The sequence below is a fragment of the Nonomuraea sp. NPDC046570 genome, assembly GCF_040645915.1.
Classification (GTDB): domain Bacteria; phylum Actinomycetota; class Actinomycetes; order Streptosporangiales; family Streptosporangiaceae; genus Nonomuraea.
The window spans coordinates 64,909-87,161 of sequence record NZ_JBEYZF010000026.1; the positions used below are offsets into that span (position 1 = coordinate 64,909).

Consider the following 22,253-nt stretch of genomic DNA (forward strand, 5'->3'; position numbering starts at 1 on the left):
GGGAACCTATGGAATGGGAACGCAAAGTCTCCCCTTGAGTCCGTTCCTAGGGGTTTGCCCTTGAGTGTCCCGAGGAATCTCACAGCTATGCTCGCTCTGGCCACACGCTTCATCAAGGAACCGGTGAGCCTCCGCCTGGCCTCCGAGTTCCTGACCGTGCCCGTGGACACGATCGACCGCTGCGTGGGTGACGTCCTCGCCTGCGCGGAGCACCTCGGGATCGAGGCGACGCCCGACATCGTCGAGCGCATCGCGAGGGAGCATCTGCTCGCGCTCGTCAACTCCGCACCTCCGCCGCGCCTCGCCCGATAACATCGGGGTCACCAGGCCGCGTTCTACGCACCGTTTGCGCCTGGAATGCGAGAGAGTGAGGGCGTGCGCCGACACCGACGAGACCCACGGGAGAGCACTCCGCCGGACGATGTCTTCGCCGAGATGGTTCAGGCGGCCCGCGAACTGCTCGCCGTACGCAGTCCTCTCGACGCGGAGCTGATGGTCTCCGACATGGTCGGCGCGTGGTGGGGCAGGCGGTTGCGCGGCGGCGACGTGGAGCAGGTCCTCGGTGAGGGGCTGGTCGACTACGCGGCCAAGGCCGGCACCCCGGCCTCGCTGACGCTGCTGATCTGCCTGGCCTACCTGGGTACGGCCCGCCAGGGCGCCAAGGCCGAGGGCGCGGCGCTGGCGATGATGGAGTCGGGCGTGGCCAGGCCCGGCTGGGCCGACCGGGTCGGCGCGGTCAAACCCACCGGCTGCTACGTCTCCCGCGACGCCTACGGCGACCAGGACACCGTGGTGTGCACCTTCGCCTACAGCGGCCAGGACAGGCACGCGCTGGTACTGGTCGTCGACTACAACATGTCGGGCATGGCGCGCGACGCCTGGGTCTCCTCGCAGGTCGACAAGCTCCTGGAGCAGGCCAGGGCGGAGGCCGAGGCCAACCCGATGCTGCTGTTCGAGGAGATCGAGCCGCAGCAGGCCAGGGCGCTGCTGGAGTCGGCGATGAAGGCGACGCGCGAGCCCAAGACCCCGCCCCCGGTCAGCGACAGCTACAGCGCCTACCACGCCTTCGCCCGCTCCCGCCTCAAGGCGCTGCCGCCCGGGCGCAAGCGGCCCGCGCCGCTGCACATCGAGGCGCCCTACAGCCGTGAGCGGCGGGCCATGCTGGCGGCCGAGTTCCTCGCCTCCGACGCCGCCGAGCACCTGTCGGACCCGTCGGCCGCCTCGCGCTGCGCCGACCACATCATCGACTACGGCTGCGAGCAGGACTTCAGCCGGCCGCTGCGGGTGAGCCCGACCAAGTGCGAGACGTTCCTGCTGGACTGGCTGCCGCGCAAGGTGATGCTCAGCCAGGCCGAGCAGGAGGCGATGCCGCACGTGCTGTCGGCGTGGGTGCGCTTCGCCGCCCGCCGTACCGGGCTGCCCGAGCAGGGGCTGAAGGCGACGCTGGACGCCGTCTGGGAGGCGACGGGCCGCTGGGGCGAGGTGTACAAGGACCCGACCTCCTTCGGGCTCGACCTGGCGCTGCTGGAGCGGCTGCTGCCGGACGGCGACCTGTCGGCGCTGGCCAGGCGGGTCTTCGCCTTCCCGTTCCTGCAGGGCGTGCACGGCGACGTCGACCTCGACCGGCTCAACCCGGCCGACGACGCCGACCGCAGGACCCTGCTGGAGATCGACCACGTCGTGGAGACCGGGCGGGACGACTACGAGGAGCATCTGGCCTGGCACGAGGAGATCGCCACCCGGCTCTGGGAGGGCGACCCGCCGCAGCTGTGGGAGGCCGCCCAGCGGCTGCTCGACCTCGGCCACGACCGCCACGACGTGCTGCACGTGCTGATCGAGATCGCCGAGCGGATGGGCGGCGACCCGGAGGAACTCGCCGCGGCGCTCGACGACATCGCCGACATCCCTGACGAGATATAGCGTGTTCATATGGTGATCGACCTCAACGCGGATCTCGGCGAGGGATTCGGCGTCTGGCGGCTCGGCGACGACCTCGCGCTGCTCGACATCGTCACGAGCGCCAATGTGGCCTGCGGTTTCCACGCGGGCGACCCCGTCACGATCAGGCGCACCTGCGCGGCGGCCGTCGACCGGGGGGTCTCCATCGGCGCCCAGGTGTCGTACCGCGACCTGGCCCACTTCGGCCGCAGGGAGATGGACGCCGAGCCCGAGGAGCTGTGCGCCGAGGTGCTCTACCAGCTCGCCGCCGTCGACGGCATCGCGCGGGCCATGGGCGGGCGGGTGTCGTACGTCAAGCCGCACGGCGCGCTCTACAACCGGATCGTGCGCGACCCCGTGCAGGCCGAGGCGGTCGTCTCGGCCGTGGCCGACTACGATCCGGCGCTGCCGGTGCTGACGCTGCCCGGCTCCGCGGTGCACGCCGTCGCGGCGGAGCTGGGCGTGCCGACGGTCACCGAGGCGTTCGCCGACCGCGCCTACACGCCCGAGGGGCGCCTGGTGTCCCGGCGGGAGCCGGGCGCGGTGCTCCACGATCCGGCCCAGGTCGCCGCCCGCGCGGTGCGGATGGCCGTGGAGGGGCTGGTGACCGCGGTCGACGGGTCGTCGGTGCGGGTGGACGCGCGTTCGATGTGCGTGCACGGCGACACCCCCGACGCGGTCCTGCTGGCGCGGGCCGTACGGGATGGCCTGCTGGGAGCAGGAGTGGTCGTTCAGGCGTTCGCGTGATCAGGACGGCCGGGGAGCACGGGCTGCTGGTGGAGACCGGTTCGCTGGCGCTGTCGCACGCCCTGGACGGTCTGCTGCGCGCCGAACCGCCCGCGGGGGTGGTGGAGATCGTGCCGGGCCCCGAGACCGTGCTGGTGGTGGCGCCGGGGGCCGATCCGGGTGCGACGCGGGCCAGGCTGGGCAGGCTGCTGGAGCGCGCGCGGGCGGCCGGTGGTGGCGGGGTGGGCGGTGGGGTCCGGGTGGTCACGGTTCCGGTGGTGTACGACGGGGCCGATCTGGAGGAGGTGGCGGCCGAGGCGGGCGTCGGGGTGGCCGAGGTGATCGCCAGGCACACCGGGGCGGAGCTGGTGGTGGGGTGGCTGGGGTTCGCGCCCGGGTTCGCCTATCTGACCGGGCTCGATCCCGTGCTGCACCTGCCGCGGCTGGCCACCCCGCGGACGTCGGTGCCGGCCGGGTCGGTGGCGATCGCCGGGCCGTACTCGGCGGTCTATCCCACGGCCTCGCCGGGCGGGTGGCGGCTGCTCGGGCGTACCGACCTGCGGGTGTGGGACGTCACGGCCGATCCGCCCGCGCTGTTCCGGCCTGGGACCCGCGTGCGGTTCGAGGCCACGTGATCGAGGTACTGGCGCCGGGGCCGTACGCCACGGTGCAGGATCTGGGCCGGCCCGGATACGCGCACCTGGGGGTGCCGCGGTCGGGGGCGGCGGACTCGGCCGCGCTGCGGCTGGCCAACCGGCTCGTCGGCAACGCCGAGGGGGCGGCGGGGATCGAGCTGACCTTCGGCGGGGCGCGGCTGCGCTTCCTGGAGGGCGCCTGGGTCGCGCTCACCGGCGCGCCCTGCCCGCTGGAGGCCTGGGCCGCGCACGGCATGGACGCGCCCTTCTGGCTGCCGCCGGGCGCCGAACTGCGGATCGGCGCGCCCTCCCGGGGCCTGCGCACCTACCTCGGGGTACGCGGCGGCATCGCGGTCGAGACCGTCCTCGGCAGCCGCGCCACCGACTCCCTGTCGGGTCTCGGCCCCGCGCCGCTGCGCAGGGGCACGACGCTGCCGATCGGGCCGGTGACCGGCCTGGACCCGATCGCGGTGGACGTCGCGCCGCCGCGCGCCGCCCCCTCCCCCGCGCTGCGGGTGCTGCGCGGCCCGCGCGACGACTGGTTCACCCACGAGTCACTCGCGGCTCTGTGCGCGCACCCCTACGCGGTCACCCAGGACAGCAACCGGGTCGGCGTACGGCTGCGCGGACGCGCCCTGGAACGGGCCAGGGAGGGCGAGCTGCCCAGCGAGGGCATGGTGGAGGGCGCGATCCAGGTGCCGCCGAGCGGCCAGCCGATCGTCTTCCTCGCCGACCACCCGCCGACCGGCGGCTACCCGGTGATCGGCGTGGTGGCCTCAGCCGACCTGCCGTCGGTCGCCCAGCTACGCCCCGGCGACGAGGTCCGCTTCACCTGGACGACACCGCGCGGATAGCCGCAGGTCAGGCGGCCAGCAGTGTCTCCATCCGCTGCACCGCGATAGCCAGCAGGTCCGCCGGGACCGGCTCGAACAGGTCGAGGGCGACAGTGCCTCCCTCGGGCTCCCAGACCCCCGCCACCCGCCCTTCGTGCACCACGACCGGCGAGATCCACCCCGCCGCCCGGCTGACCTTGGCCTTCACCCCGGCGGGGATGAGCGCCTCCAGGCCGCGCGGCGCGCCCAGGATGAACTGGTCGAAGCCCGGCAGCAGGTGCACCGCGTCGGAGGGCGGCTGCGCGGTGAGGTCGTCGAGGTGCTCGGTGAGCGCGAGCAGCGGCCGGCCCGCCACCTCAACCTCGGTGAGCTCGCCCGCCAGGTCGCGGAACCAGCCGCGCAGCACCGCCTTGCGGGCCACGCCGCCGAACAGCCAGGTGTCGAGCATCTCGGGCGTCGCGGGCCCGTGCGCGCCGAGGAAGGCCCGCGCCACCCGCACGCCCGCCTCCGCGGCGGTGGGCGGCATCCCGGGCCAGGAGGGCAGCCAGCCGCGCGGGGCGGTGAAGGTCACCCTGCCGTCGCGCGGCGGCCCGTAGCACAGCTCGCCGAGGCGGCTGAGCGGCTTGAGCAGGGCGCCCCAGCCGGAGGTGAGCGCCTGGCGCAGGTGGGCATCGCCGGTCACCTCGACGACGGCCTCGACCAGCTCCTCGCGGGTGAGGCAGGCGCCCTCCAGAACCTTGGGCACCGCCTCGATGATCGCCTCGATCTCGGCGGTGGTGACCCCGTGGCCGCGCTGCCAGGAGCCCTTCTCCCAGAAGCGCAGCGTGCCGAGCGCCGCGCAGTAGTCGGCCAGCTCCTCGGCGGGGAGCAGGTGCAGGGTGCCGCGCATGATCCATGTCTTGGTGAGGGTGCGGTCGTGCCACAGCGCCCGATCGACCGCGCCGGGGTCGGGGTCGGCGCTGCGCACCGCGACCGCGAGCCGGGCGGAGGAGGGGACCTGGGTCTGCACCCCGCACAGCCGCCGCGCGATCTCGACGACGCCGGGGCCGTCCGCTCCGGCGACGAACTGGCGGCGCAGGCGCCAGGCGAGGATCTGGGGCCAGGTGAGCGAAATCTTCACGGGTCCACTTTTATACCGTTCCACCGACAGAGTGACGACCCCCTGGAAGGGGGCCTCTTGACAGGCTTGTCAAGAGGCCCGCCCGCCAGGTCAGCCGGTGAACCCGATGTCCTGGTATCTGAGGTCGTAGAACCCGCGGGCCCCGATGTTGGCCAGGGTGTTCTTCACCGCGACGTTCTGCGGGTGCTGGTACAGCGGGATCACGTTGACCGCCTGCCAGATCAGCTTGTCGGCGGCGTTGGTCGCCGCGCGAGCGCTGACCGGGTCCAGCTCGGCGGTCGCCTTCTGCATCGCCTCGTCGATCTCCGGGGAGCCGATGCGGCCGAAGTTGGCGTTCCACTGCTTCTGGCCCTTGGAGTCGGTGGCGGCGTCGGCGTAGATGCCGTACCCGCTGGAGACCGGGAACGGGGTGCCGACATAGGAGAAGGCGGTGAAGTCGTAGTTGCCGGGGATGATGTACTTGGTGAAGAAGTCATCGCTCGGCACCGCCTGCAGGGTCACCTTGATCCCGAGCTGGCCGAGCATGTTCTGCAGCAGTTCGCCCTCGGACTTGGTGAGTTGCCGCCCCGACGGCATGACGAAGCGCAGCGCCAGCGGCTTGCCGTTCTTCATCCGGGTCTGGCCGTTGAGCTTCCAGCCGGCCGTGTCGAGGGCCAGCTTGGCCTTCTCCAGGTCGTAGACGCCGAGCGGGCCGGCGTTGTCCTGGTAGCCCTCCTGGGTGTTCATGAAGAAGTGGTTGTTCAGCGGCGTCACAGGCCAGTCGAGGCCCTGCAGGTCGGACTGGGTGATCGCGTCGCGGTTGATGCCCATCGCGAGGGCCTGGCGCACGCTGGTGTCGGAGAGCGCGGGGCTGGACCCGTTGACCGTGATATGCCGGAAGTCTGGCCCGGCCGCCTGCCGGACGATCGCGCCCTGGGCGCCCTTGGCCCTGGCGTAGTCGGGGGCGGAGGGACCGACGTCGAAGGTGTCGAGTTCGCCGTTGGTGAAGGCGCCGACCAGGGAGTCGCTCTCCATCGAGCGGAAGATGATCCGGTCGAGTTTGGCCCTGTCGCCCCACCATCGGTCGTCTCTGACGAGGGTGATGGTCTTGGCCGTCTGGTCGAAGTCCTTGAACGTGAAGGGTCCGGCGGTCACCGGGATCTTGTTCAGCCAGGTGGTGTTGAACGCCTCGGGCGTACCGTTGGTGGCCTTGGGGTAGAGCGGCGAGAACAGCGCCTGCCAGTCGCCGAAGTCGTTCTTGAAGGTGATGACGACCTCGTAGGCGTCCTTGCCTTTGGCGACGCGCTCGATGTCCTGGTAGCCGGTGGTGGAGGCGGTCCGGAAGTCGGCGTTCGCGCCGTTCATCGCCTTCCACTGGGCCTCGTAGTCGGCCCAGGTGATCGGCGTGCCGTTGGACCACTTGGCGCTGGGGTTGAGGTGCAGAGTGACGACCTGCTTGGGGTCGGTCCCGGTGACCTTCCCGTCGACGAGGTAGTCGGGGTTGACGAAGATCTCGGCCTTCTCGTTGGACTTGAACGGCATGGGCATGACCGCGTCGATCACCTTCTTCACCATCGCGGAGTTGCCGTCGACGTGGTTCATGTTCCACTGGGTGGGGAACTCGTTCAGCCCCCAGCGCAGCGTGCCGCCGTCCTTCACCGCGGCGCGCGGCCGGGGGTTCACATCGAAGGCCTTCATGGTCTGGGGCGGCCCGGCGGTCTCGCCGCCGCGCTCGTCGCCCGGGCCGCCGCCTCCGCAGCCCGCCAGAGCCAGCGAACCGGCCACGGCCAGAACCATGGCAAGCCGGGTAGATCTCAAAGTTCCTCCTAGACGACGTCGAGCTTCTCGGCGTAGTGGCATGCCGCGCCGTGATCGGGGCCGAGCCTGCGCACCTGCGGCTCGATCTCCACGCACACGGCGCGGTCGCTCTCGGTGAGGGTCCTGAACTTGGGGCAGCGGGTGCGGAACCGGCAGCCGGAGGGCGGGTTGGCCGGGCTGGGCAGGTCACCTTCGAGCAGGATGCGCCGCCGGGAGCGTTCGCGTACCGGGTCCGGCAGCGGGACGGCCGACAGCAACGCCTGCGTGTAGGGGTGCATGGGGGCGTCGTAGACCGCGTCGACCTGCCCGATCTCGGCGATCCTGCCGAGGTACATCACCGCGACCCGGTCGGCGATGTGCCTGACCACGGCCAGGTCGTGCCCGACGAACAGGTAGGACAGGCCCAGCCGCCGTTTCAGGTCCGCCAGCAGGTTGAGCACCCCGGCCTGGATCGACACGTCCAGCGCGGAGACCGGCTCGTCGAGCACCAGGAACCGGGGTTCGAGGGCCAGCGCCCTGGCGATGCCGACGCGCTGGCGCTGCCCGCCGGAGAAGTCCTGCGGGTAGCGGGCGGCGTGCGCGGTTTCGAGGCCGACCAGGGCGAGCAGTTCGCGCACGCGCGGCCCGACGTCGTTGCGGCCGTGGGTGCGCAGCGGCTCGGCGAGGATGTCGTAGACGGTCATCCTGGGGTCGAGCGAGGCCAGCGGGTCCTGGAAGACCACCTGCATGTCGCGCCGTACGGCCATGCGCTGCCGCCCGGTGAGCCGCCCGGCCTCCCGCCCGAGCACCTCGATCACGCCCGCCTGCGGCTTGGCCAGCTCCAGGATCTCCATCAGTGTGGTCGTCTTGCCGCACCCCGACTCCCCCACCAGCCCGAGCGTCTCGCCCTCGCGCACGTCGAAGTCGATCCCGTCGACGGCGAACACGGTGCCGACCCGGCGCCTGAACACCGCCCCCTTCATGAGCGGGTAGTGCTTGACCAGCCCGGTGACGGCCAGGATCCGCTCCCGCTCCTGCCGGGCCCGCCGCGCGACGGGCTCGGGCGCCGGGGGCGCGGCGGCGTGCCTGCCCTGGACCCCCTCCGTCACGTCGTACACCTCGGCGGGCGTCAGGTCCTCCCTGCTGATCTCCTCCGCGCGGATGCAGGCGGCCAGGTGCTCGACCCCGTCCACGGGGACCAGCGGCGGCTCGGCGTCAACGCACGCCTCGATCGCCATCGGGCACCGCGGCTCGAAGGGGCATCCGGGCGGCAGCGCCGCGGGCGACGGCGGCGTCCCCTCGATCGGCACCAACGACCGCCCACCCCCGGCGTCCAACCGGGGCACCGACCCGAGCAACCCCATCGTGTACGGCATGCGCGGGCGGTAGTAGATGTCGTCGACGTCCCCCACCTCGACCGGCCGCCCCGCGTACATCACCAGCACCCGGTCGACGAACCCGGCGACCACCCCCAGATCGTGGGTGATCATCACGATGGCCGCCCCGGTCTCCCGCTGCGCCTTCTTCAGCACGTCGAGGACCTGGGCCTGGATGGTGACGTCGAGCGCGGTCGTCGGCTCGTCGCAGATGATCACGTCGGGGTCGTTGGCGATGGCCATCGCGATCATCGCGCGCTGCCGCATGCCGCCGGAGAACTCGTGTGGAAAGGCCCTGGCGCGCTCGCCGGGATTGGGGATGCCCACCAGGTCGAGCAGTTCGACGGCCTTGATGTCGGCCCGCTCCTTGCTCAGCCTCTGGTGTACGCGGACCGCCTCGGCGATCTGGTCGCCGACCCGGTAGACGGGGGTCAGCGCGGACAGCGGGTCCTGGAACACCATCGAGATCGTCTTGCCGCGGACGGCGGTGAGCGTCCGCTCCGGCGCGCCGATCAGCTCGCGGCCGTGCAGGCGCACCGAGCCGGTGACGCGGGCGTGCGGGGGCAGCAGGCCCATCACGGCCTGGGCGGTGACCGACTTGCCGGAGCCGGACTCGCCCACGATGCCGAGCACCTCGCCCGCGGCCACCTCGTAGCCGACGCCGCGGACGGCGTGCACGTCTCCGAAGCGCACGTGGAGGTCGGTGACCCGCAGGACCGTCATGAGCTCCTCTTCGAGGCGGGGTCGAACGCGTCGCGCAGCGCGTCGCCGACCAGGTTGACCGCGAGCACGGTGACGATCAACAGCCCCGCACTGAACCAGAACGTCCAGGGCGCGTAGATCGCGGTCTTGGCGCCGTCGGCGATCAGGCTGCCGAGGGACACGTCGGGCGGCTGGATGCCGAACCCGAAGTAGGACAGCGAGGTCTCGGTGAGGATCGCGGCGCTGACGCTCAGCGTCGCGTCGACGACCAGCAGCGAGGACATGTTCGGGATGATGTGCCGAAAGATGATTTTCATGGGGGTGACCCCCATGAACCTGGCCGCGTGGACGAACTCCCGCTCCTTCAGCGAGATCGTCATGCTCCTGACCACCTTGGAGGTGACCATCCACAGGAACAGCGCGAGCATCAGCACGAACAGCAGCCACTGCCCCTCCGCGAACAGCGGCGACATGATCGCCAGGATGAGGAACGCCGGAAGCACCAGGAGCAGGTCGGTGACCCACATCAGGGTCCGGTCGGTCCAGCCGAGGAAGTAGCCGGCGAAGGCGCCGACGGTCGCGGCCAGCGTGGTGCCGATCAGCGCGGCCAGCAGGCCGACGATCAGCGACTTCTGCATGCCGCGCAGGGTGACGGCGTACACGTCGGCGCCGGTCTGCAGGGTGCCCCACCAGTGGGTGGCCGACGGCGGGCTCAGGAACGCGGTGAAGTCCTTGTCGGTGTAGGCCCAGGCGCCGAACAGCGGGCCGGCGAAGGCCAGCAGGAACATCAGCGCCAGCAGCGCGAAGCCGATCCGGCCCTGCGTGGAGCGGAAGAACCGTCCCGCGACGACCCGCATCCGGGAGGGCGCCTTGATCCTGCCGATGTCGTCGCGCTGCTCGGCGAACTCCTCCTCGGCGATGCTCACGCGGCCTCAGCCCATCCGGACGCGGGGGTCGAGCACGGCGTGCAGGACGTCGGAGGCGAGCGCGGCCAGCAGGACGGAGAAGGCGGCCAGGCAGCTGATCGCGGCGACCGTGTTCACGTCGTTGGTGAAGATGGAGTTCACCAGTTGCTCGCCCAGGCCGTGCCAGCCGAAGATCTTCTCGGTGAAGGTGGCCCCGGTGATCAGCGTGCCGAAGCTGAAGGCGAAGTAGGTGACGGCCGGGATGAGCGCGGTGCGCAACGCGTGCTTGACCAGCGCGGCCCGGCGGCTCAGCCCCTTGGCCATCGCGGTGCGGATGAAGTCGGCGCCGAGCACGTCGAGCATCATGTTGCGCTGGTAGCGGCTGTAGACGGCGATCAGCCCGAGCGACAGCGAGAGCGTGGGCAGCACGAGATGCTGGACCCGGTCGACGAACTGGGCGCCGAGGCCGCCCTGCAGGCCGTCGCTGTACTCCCCGCTGACCAGGAAGATCTTGGCGCCGACCAGGTCGTTGAACCAGACGGCGGCGATGATGAGCATGTTGGCCAGCACGACGGTCGGGATCGCCAGGACGACGAACGAGCCGATGGTCGACAGCCGGTCGAAGACTCCGTACTGCTTGACCGCGGCGTAGGCGCCGATCAGCACCCCGGTGACGCTGCCGAAGATCAGGCCGAGCGTGACCAGGCGCAGGCTCACCCCCGCCCGCCGCCTCAGGTCCTCGTTGACCGAGTCGCCGGTGACGGTCAGGCCGAAGTCGCCGTGCAGGACGCCGCGCGCCCAGGTCAGGTAGCGCTCGAACAGCGGCGTCTCGGTGTTGAGGTTGAGCTCGTCGAGCCGGGCGTCGATGACGGCGGGCGGCAGCGGCGGGTTGCGCCCCTCGTAGTTGGATCGGGGGTCGAGCGCGCTGGCGGCCAGCATGTAGGCCAGGCTGGTGGCGACGACGACGAGCACCAGGTAGTTGATCAGCCTGCGGACCAGGAACCCCGCCATCGTCCCCCTTTCCGGCGCCGCGCTGACTGTAGCCATATTGCTACACCATGTAACCGTCGTATCGCACGGAAGTGCCAAGAGGGGGGCGGAGTTGTCCCCGTTTTAGCGCCCGGAAAGCTCCTCGACGGCCGCCCTGACGTCGTCGCTGGTGATGGTGGTCAGCTCGGTGGAGCTGGCCGCGTTGCCCAGCGCGGCGAGCCGTACGTCGCGGCGCATGGCGGCGCGCTCGAACAGCGACCTGGCGAACCTGCCGTTGCCGAGGCCGTCGATCAGCCGCTCGGCGCAGACCCACTCGAAGACCTCGGCGAGGTCGCGGCGGGCGTCGTCGTCGAAGTGGTCGCCGGAGTTCTCGGCCAGCAGGACGGCGATCTCGGCCAGCTCGGCCGGGGAGTAGCTGGGGAACTTGACCCGCTGGTTGAACCGGCTGGCCAGCCCCGGGTTGGTGGCGAGGAACTGGTCCATCTCGCGCTCGTACCCGGCCAGTACGAGGACGAGCCGGTCGCGGTCGTCCTCGGCCCGCTTGAGCAGTGTCTGCACGGCCTCGGCGCCGAACGCGTCGCCGCCCTGGTATCCCGGGTTGGCCAGGCTGTAGGCCTCGTCGATGAACAGCACGCCGCCGAGCGCCCGGTCGACCAGCTCGTTGGTCTTGATCGCGGTCGCGCCCAGGTGCTGGCCGACCAGGTCGGCACGCTGGCCCTCGACCACGTCGGGCCTGGCCAGCAGGCCGAGCGCGGCGAAGATGCGGCCGAGGATCCTGGCCACGGTGGTCTTGCCCGTGCCCGGCGGCCCGGCGAAGACGAAGTGCCGCATCTGCGGCGGCGTCGGCAGCCCCCGCTCCTGGCGCATCCGGGCCACCTGGAGCTGCGCGGCGATCGCGTGCACCTGCCGTTTGACCGGTTCGAGCCCGGCCATGCGGTCCAGGTCGGCCAGCGCCTCCTCCAGCGTGGGCGTCGCCTGGTAGCCGCGGAAGCGGGCGGTCAGCTCGTTGAAGGCCTTGGTGACGTCCGCGGTCGTGGTGGTGACCAGGTCCTTGGTGGTGGGGGTGCCGCCCGCGCCGACCACGCGCACGTCGCGGGCCTGCGCGGCGGCCTCGACCAGGCTGCGCGCGAACCTGGCGTTGCCGAGCTCGTCGACCAGGGCGCGCCGCTGGACGTCCTCCAGCAGGCCGAGCAGCGCCGACCTGGTGTCGGCGGCCATCTGGTCGCCGCGGCGCTCCTGCAGCAGGTCGGTGATGTCGGCCAGTTCGGCGGGCGAGTAGCTGGGGAAGCGCACCCGGGTGGCGAACCTGCTGGACAGGCCGGGGTTCGAGGCGAGGAAGGAGGTCATCTCCTGCTCGTAGCCGGCCAGGATGATGATCAGCCGGTCGCGGTCGTCCTCGGCCCGCTTCAGCAGCGTCTGCACGGCCTCGGCGCCGAACCGGTCGGGCTGGCCGTCGCCGGAGTTGACCAGGCCGTAGGCCTCGTCGATGAACAGCACGCCGCCGAGCGCCCGGTCGACCAGCTCGTTGGTCTTGATCGCGGTCGCGCCGAGGAACTCCCCCACCAGGTCGGCGCGCTGCGCTTCGACGACGTAGGGGGTGTCAAGCAGCCCGAAGGCATAGAAGATCTTCGCGACGGTGCGCGCGACGCTGGTCTTGCCGGTGCCGGGCGGGCCGGTGAAGACGAAGTGCCTGGTGGGCCTGGCCGCGGTGTAGCCGGCCTCGGCGCGCAGCCGGGAGGCCTCGATGGAGGCGGCGATCGAGCGCACCTGCTCCTTGACCGGCGCCAGGCCGATCATGCTCTCCAGCTCGGCCAGCGCGTCCTCGACGGAGATCGGCGGCGGCGCGGTGGCCTTCTCGGGGGTGGCGGCGAGCGGGTGGCCCTCGCGCACCCTGACCCTGACCTGCTCCTCCTCCGACAGTCGGGCCCTGGCCCTGCGGGCCTGCACGAAGCGGTAGACGAGGACGGCGCCCGCGGTGCCGTACGCGGCCCAGACCGCGATGCCGCCGCCTACCGACGACAGGGCGGCCGCCAGGGCGCCGGCGGGGAGCAGGGCCATCAGGACCGTCAGCCACGGGGCGACCCAGCGGATCAGGTGCGCGGCGGCGGCGACGGGGAGGGCCAGCAGCATGAGCAGGGTGGGCGCGGTCGAGCCCGCCGGGAAGAGCCGGACGAAGGGGATCAGCGCCGCCGCCCACGCGGCCAGCACGAGCGCGGTCGCGGCGGCGCGTGGGAAGCGCAGGGCCAGCGCGGTGAAGCCGAGCAGGACGACGGTGATCAGGAACGTCTGGATCAGGTCCCAGCCGAGGGCCGCGCCCACGCCGACGGTGCCGACGAGGAGGACGACGTAGACCGCCTTGCGCACGGCGGGGTGCAGGTGGAAATAACGCAGTCGTACCTGTTCAAACAGATCCCGTGCCGCGGCCCGCCCCGCCGCCCGGGTCCTGTCGGAGTCCCGCATCACGCCTCCCCGGTTCGACCCCGGTTATACCGCACCGGGACGACGATTGGGCGTCCGTGACACGCCTACCGCCCCCGCGTGAATGCGGCGATGTGCCGGCCGAGTTCGTGGCCCGCGTCCTCCTGCAGGAAGTGGCCCGCGCCGCCGATCACCGGATGGGCCCGTCCGGCGGCGCCTTTCATGACCTTCATCAGCACCGGGGCCATGCCGCCGGTGATGGGGTCGCCGTCGGAGAAGGCGACGAGGAAGGGGCGGTCGAGCGTGGTCAGAACCTGCCAGGCCATGCGGTTGGCGGGCGCCGCCGGGTCCTCCGGGGTGGTCGGGACGAGGCCGGGCAGGGCACGCGGGCCCGCCTTGTGGTTCTCGCCGGGGAAGGGCGCGTCGTAGGCGGCCCGGACCGGCTCCGGCAGCGTGGTACGGCAGCCGGCCTGGACGAACCGGGCGATGTCCAGCTCGGGCGCCTTCTCGACGGATTCCCTGAACCGGTGCCACGGCTCGGGCAGGGGAATGTCACCCGTCGGCAATCCCGTGTTGGCGGCGACGATACGGGCGAACCGCTCGGGATGCTCGGCGGCGAGCCTGAGCCCGATGAGGCCGCCCCAGTCCTGGCCCACGACGGTGATCCGGTCCAGGCCGAGGGCGTCGAACGCCAGCGCGCGGGTCCACTCCACGTGCCGGGCGTAGGTGTGGTCGGCGACCAGTTCGGGCTTGTCGGAGCGCCCGAACCCGACCAGGTCCACGGCGATCGCCCGCAGCCCGGCGGCGGCGAGCTCCCTCATGACGTGGCGGTACAGGAAGGACCAGGTCGGCTCGCCGTGCAGCAGCAGCACGGGCTCCGCCGCCGGGTGCCCCGCCTCGACGTACGCCATGCGGAGCGTGCCGCCCTCGCCGTCCGGCACGTCGGCGTATCGCGGCTGGTAAGGGAAGTCGGGCAGGTCTGCGAAACGCTCTTCGGGAGTGCGGAGGGTGCGCATAGCACAGGAATCTACGTCGAGAACGCGCTCAGCGCCGCTGATGCCGGCCGGGGAACTCGCCGACCAGGATCTCCTTCGGGGTCACGCGCAGGACGTCGGAGTCCGGATCGGCCAGGGCGATACCGCGCACCTCCACCCAGAAGCGGCGTTGCAGCGGTTCGGTGGCGAAGACGGCGACTCTGGGCTCGCGTTCGGCGGCGTCCCACGCCTCGGCCTCGGCGATCAGCCGCAGTTCGCCCGCCGAGCTGACCGAGACCACCGCGCCGACCGCCATCGCCCTCGGCCCGAGCTCGTCGGCGCAGGACAGGACCACGCCGCGGGCGTAGGTGAAGGTCCGCCGCACCTCGCTGCTCAGCGTCACCGACTCGCGCGCGTCGCCGGGCAGGCGCCGGCCGCAGCCGTCGCACATGATCAGCGAGGCCCGCCAGGGTCCGGGCGCCCCCCGCCACCACGCCCGCCCGGCGCGCAGCAGGAACACCGGCACCACCCCCGCCAGCCCGCCGAACGCCACCCACCAGCCCCAGGCCGCCACCTCTCCCGCACCGGGAATCGCCCCCACCGCCCCCGCGCCCGCGGCGGCCACCCCCGCCGTCACGACCAGCACGAGCCCCGCCAGCAGCCACCGGTCCCCGCGCGCCGCCCCGCGCCCCCCGAGCCCGCCGCGCCGACGGGCGTGCATCAACAGGTACGGCACCGCCAGCGTCACCGCAGCCGTCCGCGGATCCACGACGATCACCACGACCACCAGTACGACCAGCGCCGACCACGCCCTGCCGAGAACCAGCCAGAGGGTGACCAGGATGTCCCGCCTGGCGGTCCGCTCGCCGTAGGCCCGGTTGAACTGCGCGAGCGCGGCCACCGGGCGCCCCCGCCAGGCGCCCGCGAGCGTCCGCACCACGATGAGCGCGGGCCCGTTGAGCAGCACGATCCCCGCGGGCCCCGCCCAGCGGGGATCGACCCCGTACGGCAGGCCGCCCGGCCCGGTCATCGGGATCGTCAGGCAGGCGGCGTAGGCGAGCACGGCGGTCGCCGCCGTGACCACCGAGACGCCGAACCACGGATCCCGCCTGAGCATGGCGGACGCGAGCCCCCAGTCCCCCACCCGCCGCCCCTGCGCGACCGTCAGCCCGGCGATCACCGCCAGCACCGCGCCGCCGCCCCACGGCAGCCACCCCGGCGCGCCTCCTCCGCTCCCGGCGATCAGCACGGCCAGGGCGGCGAGGACGGCCAGCGCCAGGACGATGCGGATCTGGCGGGACCAGACCTCCAGGGCGCGGCGGGCGCGGCCGGTCTCGCGGGGGTCCACCGGCCAGGCGGGGTCGTGGTGGGCGCGGGGGCGTTCCCAGCGCAGCAGGGTCAGGCCGAGGTTCACCCGGGCCGCCGGGTGGTCGTCCTCCCTGCGCAACGCGGTGCGGTAGGCGGTCTCGGCTCTGGCGTGCTCGCCGCGCAGCAGGGCGAGGTCGCCGGCCAGGACGTGCGGGTCGGCCTCCTCGGGGGCGTACCGTCCGGCGAGGGCGGCCTGGGCGGAGGCGTCGCGCCAGCGGCCGGGGACGCGTTTCAGGGCGCCGCCGAGGCGGAGGCGGGCGTGCCAGGAGCCGGGCGCCAGCCGTACCGCGGATTCGGCGGCGGTGACGGCGTCGGTGTCGCGGCCGAGGCGTTCGAGCGCCATGCTGAGCATGCGGTGCGCCCACTGGCTGGAGGGTTCCAGGTCGGCGGCGGCCTGGGCGGATTCGAGGGCGGCCTCGGGGTGGCCGCGGTTGAGCTGGGCGACGGCGAGGGCGCACCATTCCCGGTGGTCGCGGGGTTGTTCGCCCTCGTTGCCCACGCCTTCCTCCCCCGCCGGACAGCCGTGTTCTCCCTGCTCATGATCAGCGGATAGATGAAACTTGCATAGATCGGGACATAGGGCTGTATCTCTCTAGAGAGGTAGGGGGCGGATCGGGATCACCCGATACGGGTGTCCCACGTGCCGGACTTCGCCTAAGCTGCCACGCATGTTCGTGTGGGCTCGCGCCGGCGGTGTACGGCGAGGACACGGGAAGCGCGGCACGGCGCCGAAGTAGGAGGACCCGTGACCCTTCTCGACCTCGCGCCCGTGCTGCGGCGTGCCACGACGGAGCGCCGCGCCAGCCGGTGGTCCGTGCTCGTGCTGCTCTGCCTCAGCCTGCTGCTCATCACCGTCGACGCGACCGTCCTGCACGTCGCGGTGCCAGCGCTGACCGCGGCGCTGGAGCCGTCCGCCGTCGAGCTGCTCTGGATCATCGACGTCTACTCCCTGGTCGTGGCGCCGCTGCTGATCATGTTCGGCACGCTCGGCGACCGCTTCGGGCGTAAACGGCTGGTGCTGGCGGGGTTCGTCATCTTCGGGGTGGCCTCGGCCGGGGCCACCATGGCGCCGACGCCACTGACACTGATCATGGCCAGGGCGCTGCTCGGCGTCGGCGGCGCCATGATCATGCCGGCCACGCTCTCCATCCTCAGGCAGGTCTTCACCGACCGGCGCGAGCGGGCGATCGCCCTGGGCGTCTGGAGCGCCGTCGCGGCGGCCGGAGCCGCGGTGGGGCCGCTCGTCGGCGGGCTGCTCGTCGAGCACTTCTGGTGGGGCGCGGTCTTCCTGATCAACGTGCCGATCCTGATCGTGCTGCTGCCGCTCGCCGCGCGCCTGCTGCCCGAGTCGCGCGGGCTGCGGCGACCCTGGGACGCGCTGAGCGCGGCGCTGTCCGTGCTCGGCATCCTGGCGCTCGCCTTCGGCCTGAAGGAGGCCGGTTCGGGGCACATGCTCCCGCTGCCTGCGGCGGTGGGCGTGCTGCTGGCCGGGGCGGGGCTGCTGGTCTGGTTCGTGCGCAGGCAGCGGCGGCTGACCGCGCCGCTGCTCGACGTCGGGCTGTTCCGGAGCCGGGCGTTCTCCACCGGGGTGGCCGGGGTGCTGTTCGGCGTGTTCGCGCTGGTGGGCCTGCAGCTCATGCTCGCCCAGTATCTCCAGCTCGTGCTCGGCGACAGCCCGCTGCGCGCCGCGCTCCGGATGCTGCCGCTGGTGCTGTCGGCCATCGGCGGCGGGCTGGCGGCCGCGTACGTGCTCGGCAGGTTCGGCATGCGGGCGACGATGAGCGGCGGGCTCGCCCTGGTCGCGCTCTCGCTGACGCCGACGCTGGGCTGGGGCGTGGAGCGGCACCCCGTGATGCTGGCGGTCTGCTTCGTCGGCATCGGCTTCGGGCTCCAGGTGGCGCTGCTCGCCGCCTCCGACACGATCATGTCCTCGGTGCCCGAGTCGAGGGCGGGCGGCGCCGCCGCGATCGAGGAGACCGCCTACGAGCTGGGCGCCGGTCTCGGGGTCGCGGTCCTCGGCACGATCACCACCATCGTCTACGCCCCGTCGGTGGCCGCCGTGCCCGGCGTCCCCGCGGGGGCGATGGACCAGGCCAGGCAGTCGCTCGCGGCCGCCGCGCACGTCGCCGACCAGGTCGGCGGCCCGGCGGGCGCCACGCTGCTGCACACCGCCAGATGGGCCTTCGTGGACGCGCTGCACGTCACGATCATCGTGAGCGTGCTCCTGCTCGCCCTGACGGCCACGGCCGTCGCCCTCCTGCTTCGCCGGGACCGAGGTTTGGAATGCCCCGATCAGGTCAGAGAAATACCGTGAGACGGACCCTCCACGATCTCGCCGCGCTCGCCGCCCGGTTAGGGATCGGCGGCATCATCTTCGCCAACGGCTGGCACAAGCTCGAAGCCGGGCTGACCATCACCGGCGGCCAGTTCGCCCGGCAGGGCGCGCCCGCACCCGGCGCGTGGGCGGCCGTGACCATGCTGACCGAGCTGATCGGCGGCGCGCTCCTGGTGGCGGGGCTCGCGGTGCCCGCCATGGGGCTGATCCTGTTCGCCGAGACGCTGGCCGTGTTCCTGGTGGCCAGGCCGCTCAACCCGATCGACACCAACCTCGTCGTCGCGCTCGGCGCGGCCGCCGTGCTGCTCGCGGTGGTCGGCGCGGGCCGTATCTCGGTCGACCACCTGGTGGTCATCAGGCGCAGGGACGCCGAGGCGGCCGGCGAGTTCGCCGCCGACAACGAGGCCGACGCGGTCATCGCCTCGCTCCGCGAGCCCGACGACCAGCGCCTGGAGGTGGAGGCCCCGCCCGCGCCCGCCCCTGAGCAGGACGAGGACCGCGACCGTACGGCCCCGCACCCGATCCCCGTTCCCCCGGAGGGCGACCTGCTGGTGGCCGGCGAGAAGAAAGAGGTCAAGACTGGTCGAGGACGGGCTCGGAAGGCTCAGGAACCGGCCGACGACGCCCCATCCTGATCATCCCCTGGGTCAGCGCGATGGCGGCCAGGATCACGACCGCCCCCACCGGCTGGTTCCAGGTGAGCCGCTCGCCCAGCACGATCAGCCCGGACACGGTGGCGAACACCGGCAGCAGGTAGGTCACCGTGGAGGCCGTCGTCACCCCCGCGAGCACCTGCACCCGGTAGAGGAGCAGGTAGGCCGCGCCGGTGCCGAACCCGCCCAGCGCCAGCATCGCCCACCAGACCTCGGCGGGCGCCGCGAAGTTCACCAGCGGCACCCCGGCCAGCAGGGTGATCACGGCCAGTTGGCCGGTGCCGCTGAGCAACTGGGCGGTGGCGAGCACCGCCGGGGCCTCCTTGCGGCGGCCGGTGACGAACCGGCCCAGGTAGGCTCCGCCGACGCCGTAGCAGAGGGCGGCGGCGAAGCAGGCCATGCTGCCGCCGAGCCGGCCGCCGTCCAGGGGCTGCCAGACGCCGAGCACGACCATGACGCCCGCGAAGCCGAGGCCGAGGCCGGTCACCCGGCTCGCCGTGGGCTTCTCCGAGCGCAGCAGGAGGGTGAAGGCGAGGGTGCAGAGGGGGGTGGTGGCGTTCCAGATGGCGGCGACGACCGAGGAGACGTACTGCTCGCCGTACGCGAAGAGGGTGAAGGGGAGGGTGGTGAGCACCACGGAGGCGACCTGGAAGTGGCCCCACAGGCGGGGGTCGCGCGGCAGCGCGCGGCGGGTGGCCGCGAGGGCGAGCAGGAGGACGGCGGTGCCGATCAGCATCCGGCCGAAGGACACCTGGAGGGGGTGCAGCGCCTCCACCGCGACCTTGATGAAGAAGAAACTGTTGCCCCAGATCAGGGCCAGCAGGACGTAGGCGGGCAGCCATTGGCCCGCCTTGGTGCTCGTGGCGTTCACGAGGTCAGGAGCGTAGCCGCCAGTCGCTCGTGTCCCGTAGGGATATTTCCCTATTTTCCGCCATCGGCGATGGCGGCGGCCCTGGCGCAGGCGCCATGGGGGTCGTCGTGCCGGTGGCCGACGAGTTGCCGCAGCATCTCGCGGAAGCGTTCCCGGTCGGCTCCCTGCAGCGGGGCGAGCAGTCGCTCGTCCACCTGGGCGACCCGTTCTGTGGCGTCCAGCAGCCTCGCCCGGCCCTCCTCGGTGGCCACGATGAGCCTGTTGCGCCGGTCGGCGGGGTCGGGGACGCGCTCGACGAGGCCCGCCTTCACCAGTTCGTCGACCAGGTAGACCATCACCGTGCGGTCGAGGCCCAGGATCTTGGACATCTCCAGTTGGTTGCGGGCGCAGCCGGACACCGCGGCCTGCACGACCATGTAGCCCCGCTGCGAAGCGGGGAAATCCTCCAGGGCCCGCTGGGACTCCGTGACGTGCGCGTGGAACACCTGACCGATCAACCAGGAGAAGTTCGACTCGAAGCCCGCCGGCAGCCCATCCATGGCGTCACTCTACTGCGCTTGACAAGCAAGATGCTGAGCAGACAATCTGTATTACAGATTATCTGCCCAACAGATGGAAGGATTCCCTCATGCCCAGGCTTCTGCACATCGACGCGTCCGCCGTGCCCACGGGCTCCGTGTCCAGGGAGGTCGCCGCCACCTTCGTCGGCGCGTGGAGCGGGCCGGTCACCCACCGCGACCTCGGGGCGCGGCCCGTGCCGCACCTGACCGGGGCCGGGATCGCGGCCAGGTTCTCGCCCGGCCACGAGTGGACCGCCGAGCAGGCGACCGCGGCGTTCCTGCAGGACGCGCTGATCGGCGAGCTGCTGGCGGCGGAGGCGTACCTGTTCGCGGTGCCGATGTACAACTTCGGGGCGCCCTCGACGTTCAAGGCGTGGCTGGACCAGATCCTGGTCCCCGGGCGGGTCTCCGGGATGCGGCCGGAGGACAGCGCGGTGGCCGGGCGGCCGGCGACGCTGGTCAGCGTGCGCGGGGGCGGCTACGGTCCCGGTACGCCCAAGGAGGGGTGGGACTTCGCGGAGCCGTACCTGCGCAAGATCCTGACCGAGGTGCTGGGGCTGGAGCTGCAGGTGATCACGGCGGAGCTGACGCTGGCGGACACGACGCCGGGCATGGAGGGGTTGCGCGAGGCGGCGGCGGTCTCGCGGGCCGCGGCGCACGAGGCCGCCCGCGAGCGGGCTCAGCGCCTCACTCCGCAACCGGCGTGAGCCGCGCCCGCGCCTTCACATCGACCGGCCAGGCTAGGCCAGGAGGTCCGTCATGGCGCCGATGAGGATCTGCTCGACGCCCACGGTGGAGGTTCCCCGCGGGCGGCCGAGGAACTTGCCGACATGGCCGTACACCGTCATCGATCCCCCGGCGATGCCCGGCTGGTCGGGGGACCAGCCGCAGGCGTAGTGGCCGGCGCCGCCGCCGTTGACGAGCTCGTCGCTGGGGATGTACGCGGGCACCTCGTTCGCGTAGCCGTTGACCCAGACGCCGTTCGAGCCGCCGTGGCGGGCGCGGAAGTACACGGCGTAGCCCGAGGCCGGTTCGCCGCCGATGAAGGCGATCCGGAGCGCGGGGTCGCCGTCGAACCGCCAGACCTGGAGCGGAAGCGGGACGGTGGTGTCGAAGACGCGCTTGTCGAGCTGCTCGATCATCACCTCCGCGTGGCGGCGGTAGTAGCCGACCCCGTGGTTCCTCTGGCGCTCGATGTAGGCGGCCCGGGCGTCCGCCAGACCTTGGGGCGTGGTGGCGACGTCGAGAGGAAGCGTGACCTCGCGGTAGGCGCCGCGAAGCCGGCCGCTGACAGGGCGGCCGGGGGTCTCAACGGCGTTGGCCACGCTGACACCGAGTTCCCTGCCCACCATGTCGCGCAGAGGTCGGCCGCGGGTCCCGGTCGGGCCCTGGTCGCCGGCCGCGCCGAGCACGAACTGGGCGAACGCGCCGGTCGAGCCCTCGATCACGTCCACGGCCTCGCCCGGGTAGTCGGGGTCGAAGGTGGTCTGGGAGCCGGAGGCCACCGGGTGACAGCCGTACCCGAACAGGACGGCCAGCGGGGCGCCCTGGAGGCTTCTCGCCACCAGTACCGGGACGTCGTGCTCGATGTAGGACAGGCCCTCGCGGTTGTGCGAGAAGTCCGCGCGGGCCAGGTGGTGGTGGAGGGTGCACGGGGTGCGGGGGGCGTTCAGGGTGTCGTGGACCAGTTGGACGATCGCGGAGACCAGCCAGGAGCTGTAGGCGTACACCGGCTGCATCAGCTCGGGGGTGAGGTTGTAGGCGATGTAGGGGACGAGCGTGTCCACGAGGACGGGGCCGTTGTGGGTGTGCGTGGCGCACAGCGCGAAGGCCGCCCGGTCGACGCCGAAGGCTTCCACGTCCCGGCGGATGGCCTGGTTCATCGAGCGGGCGAACGCCAGCACATCGGCGGTGACCAGGACGTGAGGCTGACCGTTGTCCCAATAGATCGTGCAGCGCGCCCAGAGCGGTTTGTACGTGCCGGTCGCCACGCGGGGTGAATCGACCGCGTATCCGGCGAGATATGCGCCGACTTTCGGGGTGATGTCAATCTTTCCGAAGGACACGGCGAAT

General features: G+C 72.2%; 19 protein-coding genes. 8 read left to right on the forward strand and 11 right to left on the reverse strand.

Annotation, left to right across the window (positions count from 1 at the left end; all coding sequences use genetic code 11):
* Window positions 1-87 precede the first annotated feature (87 nt).
* From ABZ911_RS31835 to ABZ911_RS31855, 5 genes are all read left to right on the forward strand, one after another.
* A complete protein-coding gene (locus tag ABZ911_RS31835; RefSeq protein ID WP_358064240.1) occupies window positions 88-312 on the forward strand; it encodes a hypothetical protein in 225 nt (74 codons plus the stop codon).
* A 123-nt stretch (window positions 313-435) separates the two neighbouring features.
* Window positions 436-1,920 carry a hypothetical protein gene (locus ABZ911_RS31840; RefSeq protein ID WP_358064347.1) on the forward strand — a complete coding sequence of 495 codons (1,485 nt, stop codon included), beginning with the start codon at window positions 436-438 and terminating at the stop codon, window positions 1,918-1,920.
* Between the two features lie 9 nt (window positions 1,921-1,929).
* Window positions 1,930-2,685, forward strand: a complete 756-nt coding sequence (locus tag ABZ911_RS31845) for a 5-oxoprolinase subunit PxpA (RefSeq protein ID WP_358064243.1) — start codon at window positions 1,930-1,932, stop codon at window positions 2,683-2,685.
* On the forward strand, window positions 2,682-3,299 hold the full coding sequence (locus tag ABZ911_RS31850; RefSeq protein ID WP_358064246.1) for an allophanate hydrolase subunit 1: 618 nt from the start codon (window positions 2,682-2,684) through the stop codon (window positions 3,297-3,299). The genes ABZ911_RS31845 and ABZ911_RS31850 overlap by 4 nt, the downstream gene beginning before the upstream one ends.
* Entirely contained in the window at window positions 3,296-4,153 is an 858-nt protein-coding gene (locus ABZ911_RS31855; RefSeq protein WP_358064249.1) for a biotin-dependent carboxyltransferase family protein, read from the forward strand. The genes ABZ911_RS31850 and ABZ911_RS31855 overlap by 4 nt, the downstream gene beginning before the upstream one ends.
* A 7-nt stretch (window positions 4,154-4,160) precedes the next feature.
* Here the strand turns inward: ABZ911_RS31855 and ABZ911_RS31860 are convergent, their stop codons facing one another.
* The 8 genes from ABZ911_RS31860 to ABZ911_RS31895 form a co-directional block, all read right to left on the reverse strand.
* Window positions 4,161-5,252 (reverse strand): winged helix DNA-binding domain-containing protein, encoded by a 1,092-nt coding sequence (locus ABZ911_RS31860; RefSeq protein ID WP_358064252.1) that lies wholly within the window; start codon window positions 5,250-5,252, stop codon window positions 4,161-4,163.
* A 90-nt stretch (window positions 5,253-5,342) separates the two neighbouring features.
* Window positions 5,343-7,028, reverse strand: a complete 1,686-nt coding sequence (locus ABZ911_RS31865) for an ABC transporter family substrate-binding protein (protein WP_358064255.1) — start codon at window positions 7,026-7,028, stop codon at window positions 5,343-5,345.
* A gap of 29 nt (window positions 7,029-7,057) precedes the next feature.
* Window positions 7,058-9,127 carry an ABC transporter ATP-binding protein gene (locus tag ABZ911_RS31870; protein WP_358064258.1) on the reverse strand — a complete coding sequence of 690 codons (2,070 nt, stop codon included), beginning with the start codon at window positions 9,125-9,127 and terminating at the stop codon, window positions 7,058-7,060.
* Window positions 9,124-10,032 (reverse strand): ABC transporter permease, encoded by a 909-nt coding sequence (locus ABZ911_RS31875; protein ID WP_358064260.1) that lies wholly within the window; start codon window positions 10,030-10,032, stop codon window positions 9,124-9,126. Before ABZ911_RS31875 ends, ABZ911_RS31870 begins: the two co-directional genes overlap by 4 nt.
* Window positions 10,033-10,038: 6 nt before the next feature.
* Entirely contained in the window at window positions 10,039-11,022 is a 984-nt protein-coding gene (locus ABZ911_RS31880) for an ABC transporter permease (protein ID WP_358064350.1), read from the reverse strand.
* A 102-nt stretch (window positions 11,023-11,124) separates the two neighbouring features.
* Window positions 11,125-13,461, reverse strand: a complete 2,337-nt coding sequence (locus ABZ911_RS31885) for an AAA family ATPase (RefSeq protein ID WP_358064263.1) — start codon at window positions 13,459-13,461, stop codon at window positions 11,125-11,127.
* Between the two features lie 65 nt (window positions 13,462-13,526).
* Window positions 13,527-14,435 (reverse strand): haloalkane dehalogenase, encoded by a 909-nt coding sequence (locus ABZ911_RS31890; protein ID WP_358064266.1) that lies wholly within the window; start codon window positions 14,433-14,435, stop codon window positions 13,527-13,529.
* Between the two features lie 28 nt (window positions 14,436-14,463).
* Complete coding sequence (locus ABZ911_RS31895) at window positions 14,464-16,260, reverse strand: tetratricopeptide repeat protein (protein ID WP_358064268.1); 1,797 nt, start codon at window positions 16,258-16,260, stop codon at window positions 14,464-14,466.
* A 246-nt stretch (window positions 16,261-16,506) separates the two neighbouring features.
* On the opposite strand from ABZ911_RS31895, the gene ABZ911_RS31900 reads away from it, so the two are divergent.
* Window positions 16,507-18,075 carry an MFS transporter gene (locus ABZ911_RS31900; protein ID WP_358064270.1) on the forward strand — a complete coding sequence of 523 codons (1,569 nt, stop codon included), beginning with the start codon at window positions 16,507-16,509 and terminating at the stop codon, window positions 18,073-18,075.
* Window positions 18,072-18,731 carry a DoxX family protein gene (locus tag ABZ911_RS31905; protein WP_358064273.1) on the forward strand — a complete coding sequence of 220 codons (660 nt, stop codon included), beginning with the start codon at window positions 18,072-18,074 and terminating at the stop codon, window positions 18,729-18,731. Before ABZ911_RS31900 ends, ABZ911_RS31905 begins: the two co-directional genes overlap by 4 nt.
* Here the strand turns inward: ABZ911_RS31905 and ABZ911_RS31910 are convergent.
* Window positions 18,670-19,620: a DMT family transporter gene (locus ABZ911_RS31910; protein WP_358064276.1), complete on the reverse strand. Its 951-nt coding sequence runs from the start codon at window positions 19,618-19,620 to the stop codon at window positions 18,670-18,672. The two genes, ABZ911_RS31905 and ABZ911_RS31910, sit on opposite strands and share 62 nt — an antisense overlap.
* A 50-nt stretch (window positions 19,621-19,670) precedes the next feature.
* Window positions 19,671-20,159, reverse strand: a complete 489-nt coding sequence (locus tag ABZ911_RS31915) for a MarR family transcriptional regulator (RefSeq protein ID WP_358064279.1) — start codon at window positions 20,157-20,159, stop codon at window positions 19,671-19,673.
* Between the two features lie 89 nt (window positions 20,160-20,248).
* On the opposite strand from ABZ911_RS31915, the gene ABZ911_RS31920 reads away from it, so the two are divergent.
* Window positions 20,249-20,887, forward strand: coding sequence for an NAD(P)H-dependent oxidoreductase (locus ABZ911_RS31920; protein ID WP_358064282.1), 639 nt, complete (start codon window positions 20,249-20,251; stop codon window positions 20,885-20,887).
* Between the two features lie 33 nt (window positions 20,888-20,920).
* On the opposite strand, the gene ABZ911_RS31925 is transcribed toward ABZ911_RS31920, so the two are convergent.
* Entirely contained in the window at window positions 20,921-22,171 is a 1,251-nt protein-coding gene (locus ABZ911_RS31925; protein WP_358064285.1) for a hypothetical protein, read from the reverse strand.
* Window positions 22,172-22,253: the final 82 nt, after the last annotated feature.